Below are 16,591 nucleotides of genomic sequence, written 5' to 3'. Positions count from 1 at the left end.
GCGGTCCGTTGCGGGCCGCACCCCGCCCCCGGCCCGCGCTGTCAGTGCCCGGGGCTACGCTCCCCGGCATGACCGCCGCTGACCCCCGCCCCGCCCCCGTCGCCGTCCTCAGCGCGGACGACGCCCGCCGGATCGCCCTGCGCGCCCAGGGCCTGCTGGGCGCGCCGGACCGCCGCGGCGGGGTGCGCGGGGTGCTGCGGCACCTGGGCGCCGTCCAGCTGGACACCATCTCGGTGCTCGCCCGCTCGCACGAGCTGGTGCCGTACGCCCGGCTCGGCGCGGTCGGCCGCCCGGCCGTCGAGGCGGCCTACTGGGGCGGCGGCACGAGCTTCGAGTACTGGTCGCACGCGGCCTGCGTCCTGCCGGTCGAGGAGTGGCCGCTGTTCGCCTTCCGGCGCCGCCGCTACCGCGACCGCGGCCACCTCTGGGGCCACCAGGTCGCACCCGAGACCTACCGCGCCGTGCTCGACAAGCTGCGCGCCGAGGGGCCGTTGACCTCCACCGGGCTGGGCGGCGCCAAGCGGACCGCCGAGTGGTGGGACTGGTCCGACACCAAGATCGCGGTCGAGCGGGCGCTGGCCTTCGGGGACGTGGTCTGCACCGAGCGCCGGAGCTGGAAGCGGGTCTACGCGCTGGCCGAACAGGCCGTCCCGGCCGAGCTGTTCGGACAGGACCGGTCGGACGAGGACTGCCTGCGCACCCTGGTCGGCCAGGCCGGCGCCGCGCTCGGCGTGGCCACCCGGGCCGACCTGCTGGACTACCACCGGCTGCGCGCCGAGCAGTTGGACCCGGTGCTCGCCGACAGCGGGCTCGTCCCGGTCGAGGTGGCCGGCTGGGGCCCGGACGGCGCCCCGGCCCCGGCCTGGGCCGACCCGGCCGCCCTCGCCACCGCCCCGCGCGGGCGCCACCGCACCACGCTGCTCTCGCCGTTCGACTCGCTGGTCTGGGACCGCGCCCGCACCGAGCGGATCTTCGGCATGACGCACCGGCTGGAGGCGTACACGCCCAAGCACAAGCGGGTGCACGGCTACTTCGCGATGCCGCTGCTGACCGGCGGCCGGCTGGTCGGCCGGGTCGACCCGGCCCGCGAGGGGCGCACCCTGGTCGCCCGGCAGATCTCGCTGGACGGCGGCGGTGCCCGGCACGTCGAGGCACTGGCGACGGCGCTGCGCGAGGCGGCCGACTGGGTCGGCTGCGACGGGGTGCGGGTCGGGACGCTGCACGACGAGCGGCTGCGCCCGACCCTGGAGAAACTGCTGACGGACCGCTGAGTCCCGCCCGGCTCACCCTATTTCGAGGATCTTCTCCCGCATCGCGTACACCACGGCCTCCATCCTGGAGTGCAGCTGGAGCTTCTCCAGGATGTTGCGCACATGGTTCTTCACGGTGTTCTCGCTGATGAACAGCTCCTTGGCGATCTCCCGGTTGTTCATCCCGGTCGCCACCAGCTTGAGCACCTCCAGCTCCCGGTCGGTGAGCCGGGGCGCGGGCACCAGGTCCCGGTCGTCGGAGCGGCGCTGGATCATCGACTTGAACTCGGTGAGCAGCTTGGACGCCATCGAGGGGCTGATCTGCGACTGCCCGTCGGCGACCGCGCGGATCGCGGTGGCGACCTCGTCGGTGGAGATCTCCTTGAGCAGGTAGCCGGTGGCCCCCGCCTTGATCGCCTCGTAGAGGTCGGCCTCCTCGTCGCTTATCGTCAGCATGATGATCTTGGTGCTGGGCGCCACGTCCTTGATCGCCGTACAGGCCTCGATCCCGCTGCGGCGCGGCATCCGGACGTCCATGAGGATGATGTCGGGCAGCAGGTCGGCGGCCTTCAGCACGGCCTCGGCGCCGTCCCCCGCCTCGCCGACGACCTTGATGTCCGGCTCCTCCGCGAGCACGATCTCCAGCCCGCGGCGGAACAGCGCGTGGTCGTCCACCACCAGGACGCGGATCGGCTCACTCCGGCGCGGCTCGTACGCGGACTCGTCCCCCGCCCCCAACGGCAGCCCTGGCCCGGACCCGGGCCCCAGCCCGAAGTGATCCCCCATCCGCTCCTCCCCCTTCGCGGGTCGTCGTGCGCCAATCATTCCACGCCCCGAACCCGCTGCGGTCACCCTCCGGTGTCGATTCCCCCGCATCGGGTGACCCCTTCGCCGGGCGCCCCGAACGGCGGACACGCCCGAACGCCGGTGACCCCGGCGGCCAGGGCCGCCGGGGTCACCCCTCCATCACCGCTCGGACGGTCAGTCCTCGTCGTCGGACCCGCCGATCGCGCCGCCCGCCCCGCTGCCCGGCCCGGCCGCGAGGTCGGTCTGCAGGTGGATGACGCCGTAGTGGTAACCGTGCCGGCGGTAGACCACGCTCGGCAGGCCGCTGTCCTTCTCCACGAAGAGGTAGAAGTCGTGGCCGACCAGCTCCATCTCGTAGAGCGCCTGGTCCAGCGCCATGGGGGCGGCCGGGTGCGTCTTCTCCCGGACCACCAGCGGGCCTTCGCCCTCCACTTCCAGGGATCCCATCATGGTCTTGCGGACGGCGCCGTTCGTCTCGCCCTCCGGCGCCGTCGTGGCCGGGAGCGCGGCCAGGGCCGCGGTCGCCTCGGCGACACTGATCGGGGTGCGGCCGTTCGCGCCGCCCTTGTGCACCCGACGCCGGTCCGCGGACTTGCGCAGCTGCGCGTCGAGCTTCGCCGAGGCCAGGTCGAGCGCCGCGTACGGGTCGGCGGCGGCGGCTTCGGCCCGGATCACGGGGCCGCGGCTGCGGAGAGTGATCTCGACCCGATCGGAGCGGTCGGCCTGCCGCGGGTTGTGCTCCTTGGACACCTCGACGTCGAGGCTGATGGCCTTGGCGTCGAACTTCTGGACCTTCTCCAGCTTCTCGGCCACGTGCTCGCGGAACCTCTTGGGCACCTCGGTCTTGCGGCCCTTGACGACGATGTCCACGCAGAACTCCGATCCCTCGTGCTGACGCCGATCCGGGTGCTACCGGACCGGACTGAGACCCAGCTGGACCAGCCCATCCACTGCCGGCCCCCCGCCCCCGCCGCCAGCGGCGGGAAACGACTGGCCCTCACCTCACTTCCTCCCCACCAGGGACGGTTGAAACCCCCTGGGCCTTATCGAACACCTCACACGGGTTTTCCGCCTCCCCAGGCGGTGAGGAGGGTATGACCCGATACTGCGGTCGGGCGGTCAAGCTGGTCCACCCTGTCTACCCTCTCGCGGGTGAAGTATGGGTAAATACCTGGACAACGCCCCCCATACGGCGGATCCTGTGCTGACTCTCCGTGCCTGCCACCGCCAGGAGCAGCCGTGCCGCCGTCCCCCTCCGCCACCCGCCCGCCGGCCGCCCAAGGGCCGTTCGGCCACGCACTGGCCGGGCTGCTGGACGTCCTGCTGCCCGCCGACTGCGCGGGCTGCGGCAGCGAGCGCACCCAGCTCTGCCCGGCCTGCCGGCGCGCGCTGGCCACCGCACGGCCGGCCCCGACCCTGCTGCCCTGGACGCACGCCGCCGCGCCGTACACCGGTGCGGTCCGGCAGCTGCTGCTCGCCCACAAGGAGCGGGGCGCGCTGCGGCTGGCCGGGCCGCTCGGCGAGGCCCTCGGACGGGCGGTGCGCTCCGCCCTGGGGGCACGGGCCGGGGCCGCGCCGCTCCTGCTGGTCCCGATGCCCTCGGCCCGCTCGGCCGTCCGCGCCCGCGGGCACGATCCGACGCTGCGGCTGGCCGGGGCGGCCGCCCGCTCACTGCGCCGGACCGGCCTGGACGTCCGGGCCGCGCCGCTGCTGCGGCACACCCGGCCGGTCGCCGACCAGGCCGGGCTGAACGCGGCCGAGCGGCGCCGCAACCTGCGCGGAGCACTGACCGTGCTGCCGCGCGCCCGGACCGGGCCCACGGGCCTCGCCGGCCGTCACCCGGTGCTGGTGGACGACCTGGTGACCACCGGGGCCAGCCTCGCCGAGGCCGCCCGGGCGCTGGCCGACGCCGGCCTGCCGGCCCGGGCCGGGGCCACGGTCGCGGCCACCGCGCGCCCGGCCGGCTGACCGCCGCCGCGTCAGCTCGCGCGGCGGGCCCCGCGGCGGGCCTCCGGGAAGGCCCGTCGGCCCGTCCGGACGCGCCGTCAGCCCGCGTAGAGGAAGGACCGGGGCTTGTCGATCAGCGAGGCTTCCCGCCACTGGTGGTTGACCAGGCGGAAGGCCTTGATCTCGCTCGGCTTGCCGTCCGCCTGCTTGACCTCGCCCATCGCGAGCACCGGCGGCGCCTGGGTCAGGCTGTCCCCCCGGGACTCCGAGGCCGCGACGGTCGTCATGCTCTCGGCGCTCTGCAGCTGGGTGTCCGTGCTCTGCGAGCCGTCGGTGCTGATGAAGTACAGCTGCTGGGTCCGGTCGGCCTCCTTGCCGAGCACGAGCAGTTGGTCGGTCTCCGCCCAGGACACCGAGGCGACGTCGGTGAGCGTGGGGGCGGCCCGGCGCAGCCCGGTGATCTTCACGGTCGGCGCCTGCGGGGTGCCGTCGTGCACCACCAGTCCGAACCACAGCGAGCGGACGGCCGAGCCCGGGGTCCTGGCCACCAGGGCGACCCGGACGCCGTCCGAGGAGATCTTCAGCGACTGCACGGTCTGCCCGGTCAGCCCCTCGACCGGCACGGTGTACGGCTTGGCGCCGCGCACCATCACCACCCGCGGGGCCTGCTTGTTGCGGTCCACCACCCAGAGGTCGCCGCGGCCGTCCCAGGTGGGCGAGGCGAAGCCGTCCTCCTTGTCGCCGCCCTTGGCCGGAGAGCTGAGCACCGGCTCGCCCATGGTCACCGCGCTGTCCGACAGCGGCACCGAGTAGACCTGGTGGCCGTCCTCGCTGATCGCCGCGACCTGGGTGCCGCTGCGGCCGACCGCGACGGCGCCGAGCGGCGGCTTGGTGTTCGACTGCGGCTTGCCGAGGACGCCGCGGACCGGATCGCCGGGGCCCCCCTCGTCGGTCGCCACCAGGGCGCCGTCGGAACGCTGGTAGTACTGCTTCCCGGGCGTCGGCCCGGCCAGCGCACCGGGGCCGGTGGGCGGTTCGTCGCCGCGGCCGACGGTGCAGGAACCGTGCGGCCCCTTCAGCTCCAGCCGCTCGACCTGGCCCTTGCCCTGGTCGGCGAGGGTGTAGAAGAACTGGGTCGCCATCCGCCGGCACGCCATCGGCTCGCCGAGGTCGACCCCGCCGATCTGCAGGTGGGCGACCCTGCCGTCGTCGATGGTCACCCGCTCGACCCTGACGCCGCTCGGGAACGCCGTCCGGACCACCGGCGAGAGCCAGGTCGAGGGCCCGTCGGCCACCGCCTGGGCCGCCGTGGCCAGCGGGTCTATCCGGCGCCGCAGGTAGACCGGGTCGGCGACCAGCACCTCCTGGCCGACGTTCCCGGAGGCCACCGCCGACGGGTCGGGCGCGGTGTAGAAGAACCGCGCGACCTGCCGGAAACTGTTCCGGAAGTTGGTCTCGTTCATGATCACGCCGGTCGGCAGCTTGTCGATCCGCCACTCGTCCTTCTCCCGGACGAAGGTGAAGTCGGAGGAGACGTTGTTCTGCCCGGCGACCAGCTGGTACGAGTGCTTCTCGTCGACGGTGGCGACCCACTGCCCGCTCACCGGCACCGAGACCGTGGTGTCCGCGTCGGTGACGTCCTGGCCGCCCGGGATGGTCGTGGACGAGAGCACCCGGATCTCCGCCTCGGGCTTCCACTCCGCGGCGGCGCTCTCGGTGAGGTACTTGCGCGCGGTGTCGTACCCCTCGTCGGCGGTCACCGCGTCCAGGAACCCGGTCAGCAGCTCGCGCGGCTTGGCGCCCCGGCCGGGTGCCACCGGGTAGACCCGGGCCTGCAGGTTCTTGTCGGCCGACCCCTGGGGCAGCTCCACCCGGGCGATGCCGCCGGAATCCGGCATGGTCGCGCAGCCGCTCGCCACCAGGGCGCCGACCAGCGTGCCGACCGCCGCGAGGAGCCGCGGCTCAGTCCTGTTGCTCGTCCCTCGCACGCTGCGACCCCTCCGCGTCCGTCGTCCCGCCCGTCACGTCCGGCTCCGCCGTCCGCTGTGCCACCGACGGCCGTCCGGGCGTCGGGTCCACCATGACCTGGGCGCCGGTGGCCCCGTACCCGGCGGCCGTCCACACGCCCGAGGGGTCCGCGCGCGGCCCCTCCGGCAGTCGGCTCCGGCCCAGCCCGGGGCCGATGTTCAGCACCCCGCCGAGCCCGCTGCCGAGGCTGCTGCCCACGGCCTCCGGCGTCTCCGCCTGGTCCTCGACCGCGGCCGTCGCCGTCGCCCCGGACGGGCTGATCGCCCGCCGGTACGGCGTGCCCTGCGCGCCCAGGCCCCGGTTGTTGCGGGAGTCCTCCGGCTCCAGCCGGAACGGCGCACGGGTGATCTCGCCGCCGCGGGTGCGCGGCAGGGTGAGCCGGAAGTGCGAGCCGCCGCCGGGCTCGCCCCAGGCCTGGAGCCAGCCGCCGTGCAGGTGGGCGTCCTCGACGGCGATGGACAGGCCGAGACCGGTGCCGCCGGTGGTCCGCACCCGGGACGGGTCGGCCCGCCAGAAACGGTGGAACACCCGGGACGCCTCGCCCGGCTTGAGTCCGATGCCGTAGTCGCGCACGCCGACCGCGACCGCGCCGTCCGCGGAGCCCAGCCGGACCACCACGTCACGGCCCTCGCCGTGCTCCAGGGCGTTGACCACCAAGTTGCGCAGGATGCGCTCGATCCGTCGGGAGTCCACCTCGGCCAGCACCGGCTCGCCGTCGCCGCGGATCACCACGGCGCTGCCCTTGGCCTCGGCGAGCGGCTCGGCGGCCTCGACCACCCGGGCGACGATCTCGCGCAGGTCGACCGGCTCAGCGTCCAGGATCGCGGCGCCGGCGTCGAAGCGGCTGATCTCCAGCAGGTCGGCGAGCAGCGACTCGAAGCGGTCCAGCTGGCCCTGGAGCAGCTCCGCCGAGCGGGCCGCCATCGGGTCCAGGTCCTCGCGGCTGTCGTAGATGAGGTCGGCGGCCATCCGGACCGTGGTCAGCGGGGTGCGCAGCTCGTGCGAGACGTCCGAGACGAACCGCCGCTGCACCCGGGACAGCTCCTCCAGCTGCCGGATCTGCGCCTGGAGGGCGTTGGCCATCCGGTTGAAGGATTCGCCGAGGCGGGCGATGTCGTCCGTCCCGGTGACCTTCATCCGCTCTTCCAGGTGGCCGTCGGCGAGCCGCTCGGAGATCCCGGCGGCCATCCGGACCGGGGTGACCACCTGGCGCACCACGACCCAGGCGATGCCGCCCATGAGGATCACCACGAACACCCCGGCGGTCGCCAGGGTGCCGGTGACCAGGTTGAGGGTGTCGGTCTCCTGGCCGAAGGAGAACACGTAGAACATCTGGTAGCTGTTCCCGGCCGCGGCCGGACCGACGAACTGCATGCCGAGGGCCAGCCCGGGCTCGGACTTGCCGCCGCTCTCGGGCGAGCGGTGGATCCGGGTCGGCTGGTCGAACATCTGGCCGGGCTCGGAGGCGAGCTTGGCCCGCAGGGCGTCCGGGATGCTGATCGGCTGGATGTCGCCCGAGTAGCGCGGCGCGAAGCCGGCGGTGTCGGGGACGACGGCGCCGGTGCCGGGGGCCATGGCGATCACCGAGTAGACGGTCTGCCCGCTCCCGGCCAGGTCGTTGACCTGCCGCAACAGCCAGGTACCGGTCTCGTCGACGGTCGGGTCGGCGGTGCCCCGCAGCTTCTGGTCCCGGGCCTCGTCGATCTTCTTCTGCTCGACCTGGAAGCCGATCCGGGCCTGCGCGCGGGCGGCGTCCATCTTGGTGTCGAGCAGGCCGGTGCGCACCTGCGCCACCACGACCACACCCAGCACCAGGACGACCGCGATGGACGCGAGCAGGGACACCGCGACCACGCGCAGCTGGATCGACCGGCGGTAGAGCGTGGCCACCCGGTGCACGGGGCGGCGCAGCTGACGCTTGACCAGCGCGACCACGGCGGAAGGGCCTCGCCGGCGGCGGGTGGTCGAACTCAGCACGTCGCCGCGCACGGCGCCGGCCCCGTCGGCCGCGGAACCCGACGGGGTGTCGTCTGCCCGGTCCGTCACGTCAGCTGGGTCCGGCCTTGTAGCCGACGCCGCGGACGGTCACCACGATCTCGGGGCGCTCCGGGTCCTTCTCGATCTTGGAACGCAGACGCTGCACATGGACGTTGACCAGGCGGGTGTCCGCCGCGTGGCGGTAGCCCCAGACCTGCTCCAGCAGCACCTCGCGGGTGAACACCTGCCACGGCTTGCGGGCCAGCGCGACCAGCAGGTCGAACTCCAGCGGGGTCAGCGGGATGCCCCGGCCGTCCCGCTTCACCGAGTGGCCGGCCACGTCGATCACCAGGTCGCCGATGGTCAGCTGCTCGGGCGTGGGCTCCTCGGCGCGGCGCAGCCGCGCACGCACCCGGGCCACCAGCTCCTTGGGCTTGAACGGCTTGGTGACGTAGTCGTCGGCGCCGGACTCCAGACCCACCACCACGTCGACCGTGTCGGTCTTCGCGGTCAGCATCACGATCGGGATGCCCGACTCCGCCCGGATCTGCCGGCACACGTCGATGCCGTCCCGACCGGGCAGCATCAGGTCCAGCAGGACCAGGTCCGGCTTGGTCTCCCGGAACGCCGCTAGCGCCCTGTCCCCATCCGCGACGAAAAACGGCTCAAAACCCTCACCCCGCAGCACGATGCCGAGCATCTCGGCCAGTGCGGAGTCGTCATCAACGACGAGGACGCGTCCCTTCATGCGTCCATCTTCTCATTACCGGATTGTGACCTGCCGCACAGCAGTGCCAATGCTCCAGAACGGCCAACTCCTCCACCGGTGCATTCCGGCCATACCGGGCGAATGCGCCCGCCGGGAACGCCTCCCGACCCCCTCCGGACCCACCGCGGACCCACCGCGGACCCGCTGCGGACCCGCTGCGGACCACCGCCCGACCCGCCGCCGAGGACCGTTGCCGATCAGCAACCGGATCGCCATGGGGCTGGTTTCCGGCCCCATGGCACGATGGGCGCTGCGCGCGGACGGAAGATCCGTTCGCAGTCGCGCCCGTGACGCCCTCCGAGGAGCAGTGATGACCGACACCCCGGGCTGGGCCTCGCCCAGCTCGTCCGAGCCGCCCCGCGACGACGCCCGGCCCCCGGCCGACGCGCCCGCCGCCGTGCCCGGGCCGTCGGCACCACCGCAGGACACCGCAGGCCACCCCGGCCCGGCCGGCGCCCCCCGGCCCGGAGAGCAGTGGGGACAGCAGTGGGGACAGCAGTGGGGGCAGCAGCCTCCCGGCGGCCACCGCCCGTACGGCTGGGGCGCCCCGGCGAGCCCCAAGCCGGGCGTCATCCCGCTGCGCCCACTGAGCTTCGGCGAGCTGCTGGACGGTGCCGTCACCACCGTCCGCCGGCACTGGCGCACCGTGCTCGCGCTCTCGCTCGGCCTCGCCGTGCTCTCCCAGGCCGGCTCCGTCGTCGTCAACCTGCTGGTCAAGGGGAAGACCGGCGAGTCCACCCAGACCCTGCGACTGCTGGCCGGGCTGCCGCTGGAGCTGCTGCTCAACGTGTTCGCCACCGCGCTGCTCACCATCGTGGTCAGCCGCGCCGTCCTCGGCCGGTCGGTGACCGCCGGGGAGGCCTGGCGCGACGCCCGCCCCCGGCTGCTCCAGCTGCTCGGGCTGACCCTGCTCACCGCCCTGATGGGCCCCGGTGTGATCCTGCTCGGCTTCGCCCCCATGGCCGGGTACGGCCTCGCCGGCCATGGCTCCACCGCCATCACCGGCCTGCTGAGCCTGGTCGGTCTGCTGACCCTGCCGGTCGCCGCCTGGCTGTGGATCCGCTTCAGCCTCGCCGCCCCGGCCCTGATGCTGGAGAAGCAGGGCGTGCTGACGGCGCTGTCGCGCTCGTGGCGCCTGGTCCGCGGCGCCTGGTGGCGAGTCCTCGGCATCACCGTGCTGGGCTACGTGCTGGCGTTCGTCGTCGCGATGGTCGTCGTGGTCCCGGCCCAGCTCATCGGCCTGCTGCTGGGCTTCGAGAAGCTCAGCCGCCAGGGCCTGCCCGACAGCGCCGACCAGGGCGTCGCCATGCTGCTCCTGCTGGCGGTCGCCGGGATCATCGCCGGCACCTTCACCACCCCGTTCATCGCCGCCGTCGGCGTGCTGGTCTACATCGACCAGCGGATCCGCCGCGAGGCCCTGGACATCGAGCTCGCCCGCGCGGCCGGCCTGCCCGAGCACGGCGGCACCGGCTGGGGCGGCGGCCCGGGCGACCCGACGTCAGCGAGGCGCTGAGCCGGATGCCGAACTGGGGGGAAGGGCTGCTCGCCGCGGGCGGCGCACCGGTCACCGTGCCGCGTGACCCGGCGCGCGAGGCCGCCCGCGACGAACTGCTCGACGCGGAGTACCACAAGCACGACCCGTCCGTGCTGCAGCGGATCACGGACTGGATCTACGACCACATCGCCAGAGCGCTCGACAGCATCTCCGGCGACGGCACCACCGGCACCACCGGACTGATCCTCTTCCTGATCGTCGCGGTGCTGATCGGCGCCGCGCTCTGGTGGCGCCTCGGCGCACCCCGCCGCGCCGCCCGCACCGTCCCGGACGTGTACGGCGCCGAGGGCCCGCGCAGCGCCGACCAGTACCGGGCGGACGCCGCCGGGCACGCCGCCGCCGGACGCTGGACCGAAGCCGTCCGCGAGCAGATGCGCGCCCTGGTGCGCAGCCTGGAGGAGCGCACCCTGCTCGACATCCGCCCCGGCCGCACCGCCGACGAGGCCGCCACCGAGGCCGGCCGGGCGCTGCCCGAGCACGCCGCCGCACTGGAAGCGGCCGCCCGGACCTTCGACGACATCGCGTACGGCGAGCGCACCGCCGACCAGGACGCCTACCGGCTGCTGCACGAGCTCGACCGGACCCTGGAGCGCACCCGCCCGGTCCTCGCGCCCGACGCCGCCGACACCGCCGGTGCCGCCGTCCCGGCCCCGACCCCGGGAGGAGCGGCATGACCGGTACCGTCCCCACGCCCCCGCCCGGCACCGAGGCGCCCGACGCCCCGACCAGCCTCACCCCCACCACGCGCGGCCTGTGGCGCCGGGCCCGCTGGTACCTGGCCGTCCTCGCCGCCCTGCTGATCGGCGCCGCCGCCGTGTCCGCCCTCGACCAGGACCGCCGCTACCCGCCGCTGGACCCTCGCTCGTACGACCGCGACGGCGCCCACGCCGTCGTCGCACTGCTCGAACGCCAGGGCATCAAGGCCGAGGTCAGCACCGACCCGACCACCACCCCGGCCGGACCGGACACCCTCGTGCTGCCCGAACCCGACCTGCTCGACCCCGCCCAGCTGCGCGCCGTCGCCGCCGCCCGGCACCGGCGGCTGGTCCTGGTCGCCCCCGGCCCGGCCGCGCTCACCGCGCTCGCCCCCGGCATCCGGCTGTCCGACGACGCGGGCGGACCGGCCTACGCCTCCGTCCGTTCCACCCCCGCGGACTGCACGCTCACCGAGGCCGTCCGGGCCGGCAGCGCCCAGCAGGGCGGCATGCTCTACACCAGCGGCAGCCGCGGCGAGGGCTGCTACTCCCGCGGCCACGGCTACCCGCTGGTCGGCCTCCCGGTCGGCGACGGCGACCGCGACGTCATCGTGCTCGGCAGCGGAACCTTCCTGCGCAACGGCGAACTGACCAAGGACGGCGACGCCTCCCTCGCCCTCGGCCTGCTCGGCTCGCAGCCCCGCCTCACCTGGCACCTGCCCGACTACTCCGCCCCGCTCCCCGAGGGCGCCCGTACCAAGACCTTCGGCGACTACCTGCCGAGCGGCTGGCACTGGGCCGGCTACCAGCTCGCCGTCGCCGCCGTGCTCGCCGCCCTCTGGCGCGGGCGCCGACTCGGCCCGGTGGTCAGCGAGAACCTGCCCGTGGTGGTCCGCGCCGCCGAGACCACCGAGGGCCGCGCCCGCCTGTACCGGCGGGCCAGGGCCCGCGGCCGCGCCGCCGAGGCGCTGCGCGGCGCCACCGCCCACCGCCTCGCCCCCGCCCTGGGCGTCCCGCTCCGGGCCGGCGCACCCGACTCCGACGCGCTCTGCGTCGCCGTGGCCGACCGGCTGCCCGCCCGGCCCGCCGGGGACGTCCGGGCCCTGCTGTACGGCCCGCCCCCGACCGACGACGCCGCACTGCTGCGGCTCGCCGACGACCTCGACGCCCTCGAAAGGCAGGTACGGAACCCGTGACCGACCAGGCAACCGCCCAGCTCCGCTCCGTCCCCGGCACGGCACCCGCTACCCCCGCCACCGACCCGCGCACCGCGCTGACCGCCCTGCGCGCCGAGATCGGCAAGGCCGTGGTCGGCCAGGACGCCGCCGTCACGGGCCTGGTCGTCGCCCTGCTCTGCGGCGGCCACGTGCTGCTGGAGGGCGTCCCCGGCGTCGCCAAGACCCTGCTGGTGCGCACCCTGTCCACCGCGCTCAGCCTGGGGACCAAGCGCATCCAGTTCACCCCCGACCTGATGCCCGGCGACGTCACCGGCTCGCTCGTCTACGACGCCCGCACCGCCGAGTTCTCCTTCCAGCCCGGCCCGGTCTTCACCAACCTGCTGCTCGCCGACGAGATCAACCGCACCCCTCCGAAGACCCAGGCCGCCCTGCTGGAGGCCATGGAGGAGCGCCAGGTCACGGTGGACGGCGAACCGCGCGCCCTGCCCGTCCCGTTCCTGGTCGCCGCGACCCAGAACCCGGTCGAGTACGAGGGCACCTACCCGCTGCCCGAGGCCCAGCTGGACCGCTTCCTGCTCAAGCTGATCCTGCCGCTGCCCGACCGCGACCAGGAGTTCCAGGTGCTCTCCCGGCACGCCGCCGGATTCGACCCCCGGGACCTCCGCGCGGCCGGCGTCCGCCCGGTCGCCGGGCCCGAGCACCTGGTCGCCGCCCGCGAGCAGATCGCCAAGCTGACCGTCTCCCCCGAGATCCTCGCCTACATCGTCGACCTCTGCCGGGCCACCCGGCAGTCCCCGTCGCTGTCGATCGGCGTCTCCCCGCGCGGGGCCACCGCCCTGCTCGCCGCCTCCCGCGCCTGGGCCTGGCTGGCCGGCCGCGACTACGTCACCCCGGACGACGTCAAGGCGCTCGCCCTGCCCACCCTGCGGCACCGGGTCGCGCTGCGCGCCGAGGCCGAGATGGAGGGCGTCACCGCCGACTCCGTCATCCAGGCCGTCCTCGCCCAGACGCCCGCACCCCGCTGACCCGGGCACACCCCACCGCGGCACGCCGTCCCGCACCGCACCACACCGCACCACACCCGTTTCCGACCCTCCGGCCCACGGGCTACCGGCCCACGGGCCACCGACTCACGGGCTTCCGAAGGAGCGCACCGCATGGCCCTCACCGGGCGAACCGCCCTGCTCGCCGCACTCGGCGCGCTCGTCGTGGGCCTGCTGCTGCCGTCCTGGACCGGGATCGGCCTGGTCACCGGTGCGGTGCTGGTCGCCGTCGCGGTCGATCTGGTGCTCGCCGCCCCGGTCCGCGGGCTGCGGCTCGGACGGAGCGGCGACACCACCGTGCGGCTCGGCGAGCCCGCCACGGTCGAACTGACCGTCACCAACCCGTCCGGCCGACTGCTCCGGGGCCTGGTCCGCGACGCCTGGGCCCCGTCCGCCTGGCGCCCCGGCACCGCCGAGGCCGCCTCCCGGCACGCCCTGACCCTCCCCGGCGGCGAGCGGCGCCGGATCACCACCGTGCTCACCCCCACCCGCCGCGGCGACCACCACGCCCACCGGGTGACGGTCCGCTCGCTCGGCCCGCTCGGCCTGGCCGGCCGCCAGGGCTCGCACCTCGTCCCCTGGACGGTCCGCGCACTGCCCCCGTTCGCCAGCCGCAAGCACCTGCCCTCCCGACTCGCCCGGCTGCGCGAACTCGACGGCCGTACCTCGGTGCTGACCCGCGGCCAGGGCACCGAGTTCGACTCCCTGCGCGAGTACCTGCCCGGCGACGACGTCCGCTCCATCGACTGGCGCGCCAGCGCCCGCCGGAACACCGTCGCCGTCCGCACCTGGCGCCCCGAACGCGACCGGCACATCCTCGTCGTCCTCGACACCGGCCGCACCTCGGCCGGCCGGGTCGGCGACGCACCCCGCCTGGACGCCGCCCTCGACGCCGCGCTGCTGCTCACCGCCCTCGCCACCCGGGCCGGCGACCGGGTCGACCTGCTCGCCCACGACTCCCGCAAGCGCGTCACCGTGGCCGGCAGCTCGGCCCACGAGGTACTGCCCGCCTTCACCAACGCGATGGCCGGGCTGGAACCCGCCCTGCACGAGACCGACATGCGCTCACTGGTGGCCACCGCACTCAAGATGGCCCCCCAGCGCTCGCTGATCGTGCTGCTCACCGGCCTCGACGCGGCCCCCGTCGAGGACGGGCTGCGCCCGCTGCTGCCCATGCTCACCAAGCGCCACGAGGTCGTCCTCGCCTCCGTCGCCGACCCGCAGCTGGAGGTCCTCGCCGCCGGGCGGGGCACCCTGGACGCGGTCTACGGCGCGGCGGCCGCCGAACAGACCCGCGCCGACCGCCGGGCCACCGCCGAGCGCCTCACCCGCCACGGCGTCACCGTCCTGGACGCCCCGCCGGCCCGGATCGCCCCGGCCCTGGCCGACACCTACCTGGCGCTGAAGGCCGCCGGCCGGCTCTGAGCCGCTGCCCTCCGGATGCCGCCCAGGCGGTTCCGACGTCCCGTCACTCCTGGGTCCGCCACCTCAACCCAGCGTTGAGCCGGGCCGCCTGACGGGTCAGGTGCTCGCGTTCGGCGAGGTTGGACGCCTTGAGCGCCGCCTCCGCGTACAGCCGCGCCGCCGTCGCCGCATCCCCGTCGCGCTCGTGGAGGTACGCCGCCACCGCCGTGTACCGGGGCAGCGCGTCGTCCAGCTCGGCGAGCTCCGCCAGCCCGGCGCGCGGACCGTCGGCCTCGCCGACCGCCACCGCGCGGTTGAGCCGCACCACCGGACTGGCGGTCAACCGGACGAGCTCGTCGTACCACTCGACGATCTGCACCCAGTCCGTCTCCTCGGCGGTGGGGGCGTCGGCGTGCAGCGCCGCGACGGCCGCCTGGGCCTGGAACTCGCCCAGCCGGTCCCGGGCCAGGGCCCTGTGCAGGATCCCGATGCCCTCGGCGATCAGTCCGGTGTCCCAGCGGGCGCGGTCCTGCTCGGCCAGCGGCACCAGCGCACCGTCGGGCCCGGTCCGGCCGGCCCGCCGGGCGTGGTGCAACAGCATCAGGGCCAGCAACCCCGCCACCTCGGGGTGATCGATCACCACCGCGAGCTGCCGGGTGAGCCGGATCGCCTCGGCCGCGAGGTCGACATCGCCGGAGTAGCCCTCGTTGAAGACCAGGTAGAGCACCCGGAGCACGGTGGCGACGTCCCCGGGCTGATCGAACCGGACGCCGGAAACGGTGCGCTTGGCCCGGCTGATCCGCTGCGCCATCGTCGCCTCGGGCACCAGGTAGGCCCGGGCGATCTGGCGGGTGGTCAGCCCGCCCACCGCACGCAGGGTCAGCGCGACGGCCGAAGAGGGCGTCAACGACGGGTGGGCGCACAGGAAGTAGAGCTGGAGCGTGTCGTCCGCACCGGCCGCGGGCCCCGGCCCCGGCTCCTGCTCGACCAGGTCCTCCCGACGGCGCCGGGCGGCATCCGACCGGGCCGCGTCCAGGAACTTGCGCCAGGCCACGGTGACCAGCCAGCCCTTGGGGTCGCGCGGCTGCCCGGCGGACCAGACCCGGACCGCCTCGACCAGCGCCTCCTGCACGGCGTCCTCGGCCGCCGCGAAATCCGCTCCGCGGCGGACGAGGACACCGATGACACTCGGCGTGAGGCTCCTCAACAGGGCCTCGTTCATCGAGCAGGTCACTCCGTGATCGTCGGCGGCATGGCCAGGAACGGGCGCAGTTCCAGCCACTCGTGGATCGGCTTCCCCCCGGCCCCGGGCGCGGCCGACAGCTCCCCGGCCAGCTCGACGGCACGCTCGTAGCTGTCGACGTCGATCACCATCCAGCCGGCGATGAGGTCCTTGGTCTCCGCGAACGGACCGTCGGTGACCGGCGGACGCCCCTCGCCGTCGTACCGGACCCACGTCCCCTCGGGTGCGAGCGCCTGACCGTCGACGAACTCGCCGGTCTTCTCCAGCCGGTCCGCGAAGTCCTGCATGTAGGTGATGTGCGCCGTGACCTCCTCCGGCGTCCACTGGTCCATCGGCACGCAGTTGACCGCGTCCGGGGCACCCCGGTAGTGCTTCAGAAGCAGGTACTTGGCCATCGTCGTCTCCTCGGAGCTTGGTGCGACCCATTCTGGCCGCGTTCACCCCGGGGACGGTGCCGGGCACGGGTTCTCGACACGGCCGGCCGAGATTTTTTCGGCCCGCCCGCAGCCGGCCTGTCAGGCCCGGAAGCCTCGCTAGGCCCGTTGGGCCCGGAAACGCGAAGAACCCCCATCCGGATCCCGGATGGGGGTTCTTCTGAAGAATTGTTCGGCGGCGTCCTACTCTCCCACAGGGTCCCCCCTGCAGTACCATCGGCGCTGTAAGGCTTAGCTTCCGGGTTCGGAATGTAACCGGGC

General features: G+C 74.5%; 14 protein-coding genes and 1 rRNA gene. 7 read left to right on the top strand and 8 right to left on the bottom strand.

Translation table 11 applies throughout. From position 1 onward, the window contains the following. Positions 1-68 precede the first annotated feature (68 nt). Entirely contained in the window at positions 69-1,271 is a 1,203-nt protein-coding gene (locus ACFWJ4_RS27385) for a winged helix-turn-helix domain-containing protein (protein ID WP_380548162.1), read from the top strand. A 12-nt stretch (positions 1,272-1,283) separates the two neighbouring features. Here the strand turns inward: ACFWJ4_RS27385 and ACFWJ4_RS27380 are convergent, their stop codons facing one another. Together ACFWJ4_RS27380 and hpf are read right to left on the bottom strand one after the other, a co-directional pair. Continuing rightward, positions 1,284-2,036: a response regulator gene (locus ACFWJ4_RS27380; protein WP_380548160.1), complete on the bottom strand. Its 753-nt coding sequence runs from the start codon at positions 2,034-2,036 to the stop codon at positions 1,284-1,286. 195 nt (positions 2,037-2,231) lie between these two features. Next, on the bottom strand, positions 2,232-2,927 hold the full coding sequence (gene hpf / locus ACFWJ4_RS27375) for a ribosome hibernation-promoting factor, HPF/YfiA family (RefSeq protein WP_359908558.1): 696 nt from the start codon (positions 2,925-2,927) through the stop codon (positions 2,232-2,234). Between the two features lie 369 nt (positions 2,928-3,296). On the opposite strand from hpf, the gene ACFWJ4_RS27370 reads away from it, so the two are divergent. Continuing rightward, a complete protein-coding gene (locus tag ACFWJ4_RS27370; RefSeq protein WP_380548157.1) occupies positions 3,297-4,025 on the top strand; it encodes a ComF family protein in 729 nt (242 codons plus the stop codon). Positions 4,026-4,102: 77 nt separating this feature from the next. Here ACFWJ4_RS27370 and ACFWJ4_RS27365 read toward each other — a convergent pair whose 3' ends face one another. From ACFWJ4_RS27365 to mtrA, 3 genes are read right to left on the bottom strand one after another with little or no spacing between them, the layout of a single operon-like run. Next, positions 4,103-5,992, bottom strand: coding sequence for an LpqB family beta-propeller domain-containing protein (locus ACFWJ4_RS27365; protein WP_380548154.1), 1,890 nt, complete (start codon positions 5,990-5,992; stop codon positions 4,103-4,105). Further along, positions 5,967-8,078, bottom strand: coding sequence for an MtrAB system histidine kinase MtrB (gene mtrB / locus ACFWJ4_RS27360; RefSeq protein WP_380358111.1), 2,112 nt, complete (start codon positions 8,076-8,078; stop codon positions 5,967-5,969). Before mtrB ends, ACFWJ4_RS27365 begins: the two co-directional genes overlap by 26 nt. A 1-nt stretch (position 8,079) precedes the next feature. Continuing rightward, positions 8,080-8,757 carry an MtrAB system response regulator MtrA gene (gene mtrA / locus ACFWJ4_RS27355; protein ID WP_030247322.1) on the bottom strand — a complete coding sequence of 226 codons (678 nt, stop codon included), beginning with the start codon at positions 8,755-8,757 and terminating at the stop codon, positions 8,080-8,082. Positions 8,758-9,088: 331 nt separating this feature from the next. Here mtrA and ACFWJ4_RS27350 point away from each other — a divergent pair, with 331 nt between their 5' ends. The 5 genes from ACFWJ4_RS27350 (at position 9,089) to ACFWJ4_RS27330 (ending at position 14,674) form a co-directional block, all read left to right on the top strand. Next, entirely contained in the window at positions 9,089-10,291 is a 1,203-nt protein-coding gene (locus tag ACFWJ4_RS27350) for a glycerophosphoryl diester phosphodiesterase membrane domain-containing protein (RefSeq protein WP_380548151.1), read from the top strand. 5 nt (positions 10,292-10,296) lie between these two features. Continuing rightward, positions 10,297-11,007, top strand: a complete 711-nt coding sequence (locus ACFWJ4_RS27345) for a DUF4129 domain-containing protein (RefSeq protein ID WP_380548149.1) — start codon at positions 10,297-10,299, stop codon at positions 11,005-11,007. Beyond that, positions 11,004-12,224 (top strand): DUF4350 domain-containing protein, encoded by a 1,221-nt coding sequence (locus ACFWJ4_RS27340; RefSeq protein ID WP_380548147.1) that lies wholly within the window; start codon positions 11,004-11,006, stop codon positions 12,222-12,224. Before ACFWJ4_RS27345 ends, ACFWJ4_RS27340 begins: the two co-directional genes overlap by 4 nt. Next, positions 12,221-13,231 (top strand): AAA family ATPase, encoded by a 1,011-nt coding sequence (locus ACFWJ4_RS27335; RefSeq protein ID WP_380358103.1) that lies wholly within the window; start codon positions 12,221-12,223, stop codon positions 13,229-13,231. The genes ACFWJ4_RS27340 and ACFWJ4_RS27335 overlap by 4 nt, the downstream gene beginning before the upstream one ends. A gap of 132 nt (positions 13,232-13,363) precedes the next feature. Beyond that, positions 13,364-14,674: a DUF58 domain-containing protein gene (locus ACFWJ4_RS27330; protein ID WP_380548144.1), complete on the top strand. Its 1,311-nt coding sequence runs from the start codon at positions 13,364-13,366 to the stop codon at positions 14,672-14,674. A gap of 43 nt (positions 14,675-14,717) precedes the next feature. Here ACFWJ4_RS27330 and ACFWJ4_RS27325 read toward each other — a convergent pair whose 3' ends face one another. From ACFWJ4_RS27325 to rrf, 3 genes are all read right to left on the bottom strand, one after another. Beyond that, entirely contained in the window at positions 14,718-15,875 is a 1,158-nt protein-coding gene (locus ACFWJ4_RS27325; RefSeq protein WP_380548141.1) for an RNA polymerase sigma factor, read from the bottom strand. An 8-nt stretch (positions 15,876-15,883) separates the two neighbouring features. After that, positions 15,884-16,291, bottom strand: a complete 408-nt coding sequence (locus tag ACFWJ4_RS27320; RefSeq protein WP_359908576.1) for a YciI family protein — start codon at positions 16,289-16,291, stop codon at positions 15,884-15,886. A gap of 209 nt (positions 16,292-16,500) precedes the next feature. Continuing rightward, positions 16,501-16,591: ribosomal RNA gene (rrf, locus tag ACFWJ4_RS27315) — 5S ribosomal RNA — on the bottom strand; the annotation flags it as partial.

Origin of the sequence: Kitasatospora sp. NPDC127067 (assembly GCF_042724755.1) — a bacterium.
In the GTDB taxonomy this organism is placed as follows: domain Bacteria; phylum Actinomycetota; class Actinomycetes; order Streptomycetales; family Streptomycetaceae; genus Kitasatospora; species Kitasatospora lactacystinica.
This window is presented reverse-complemented; position numbering and strand designations above follow the sequence as displayed.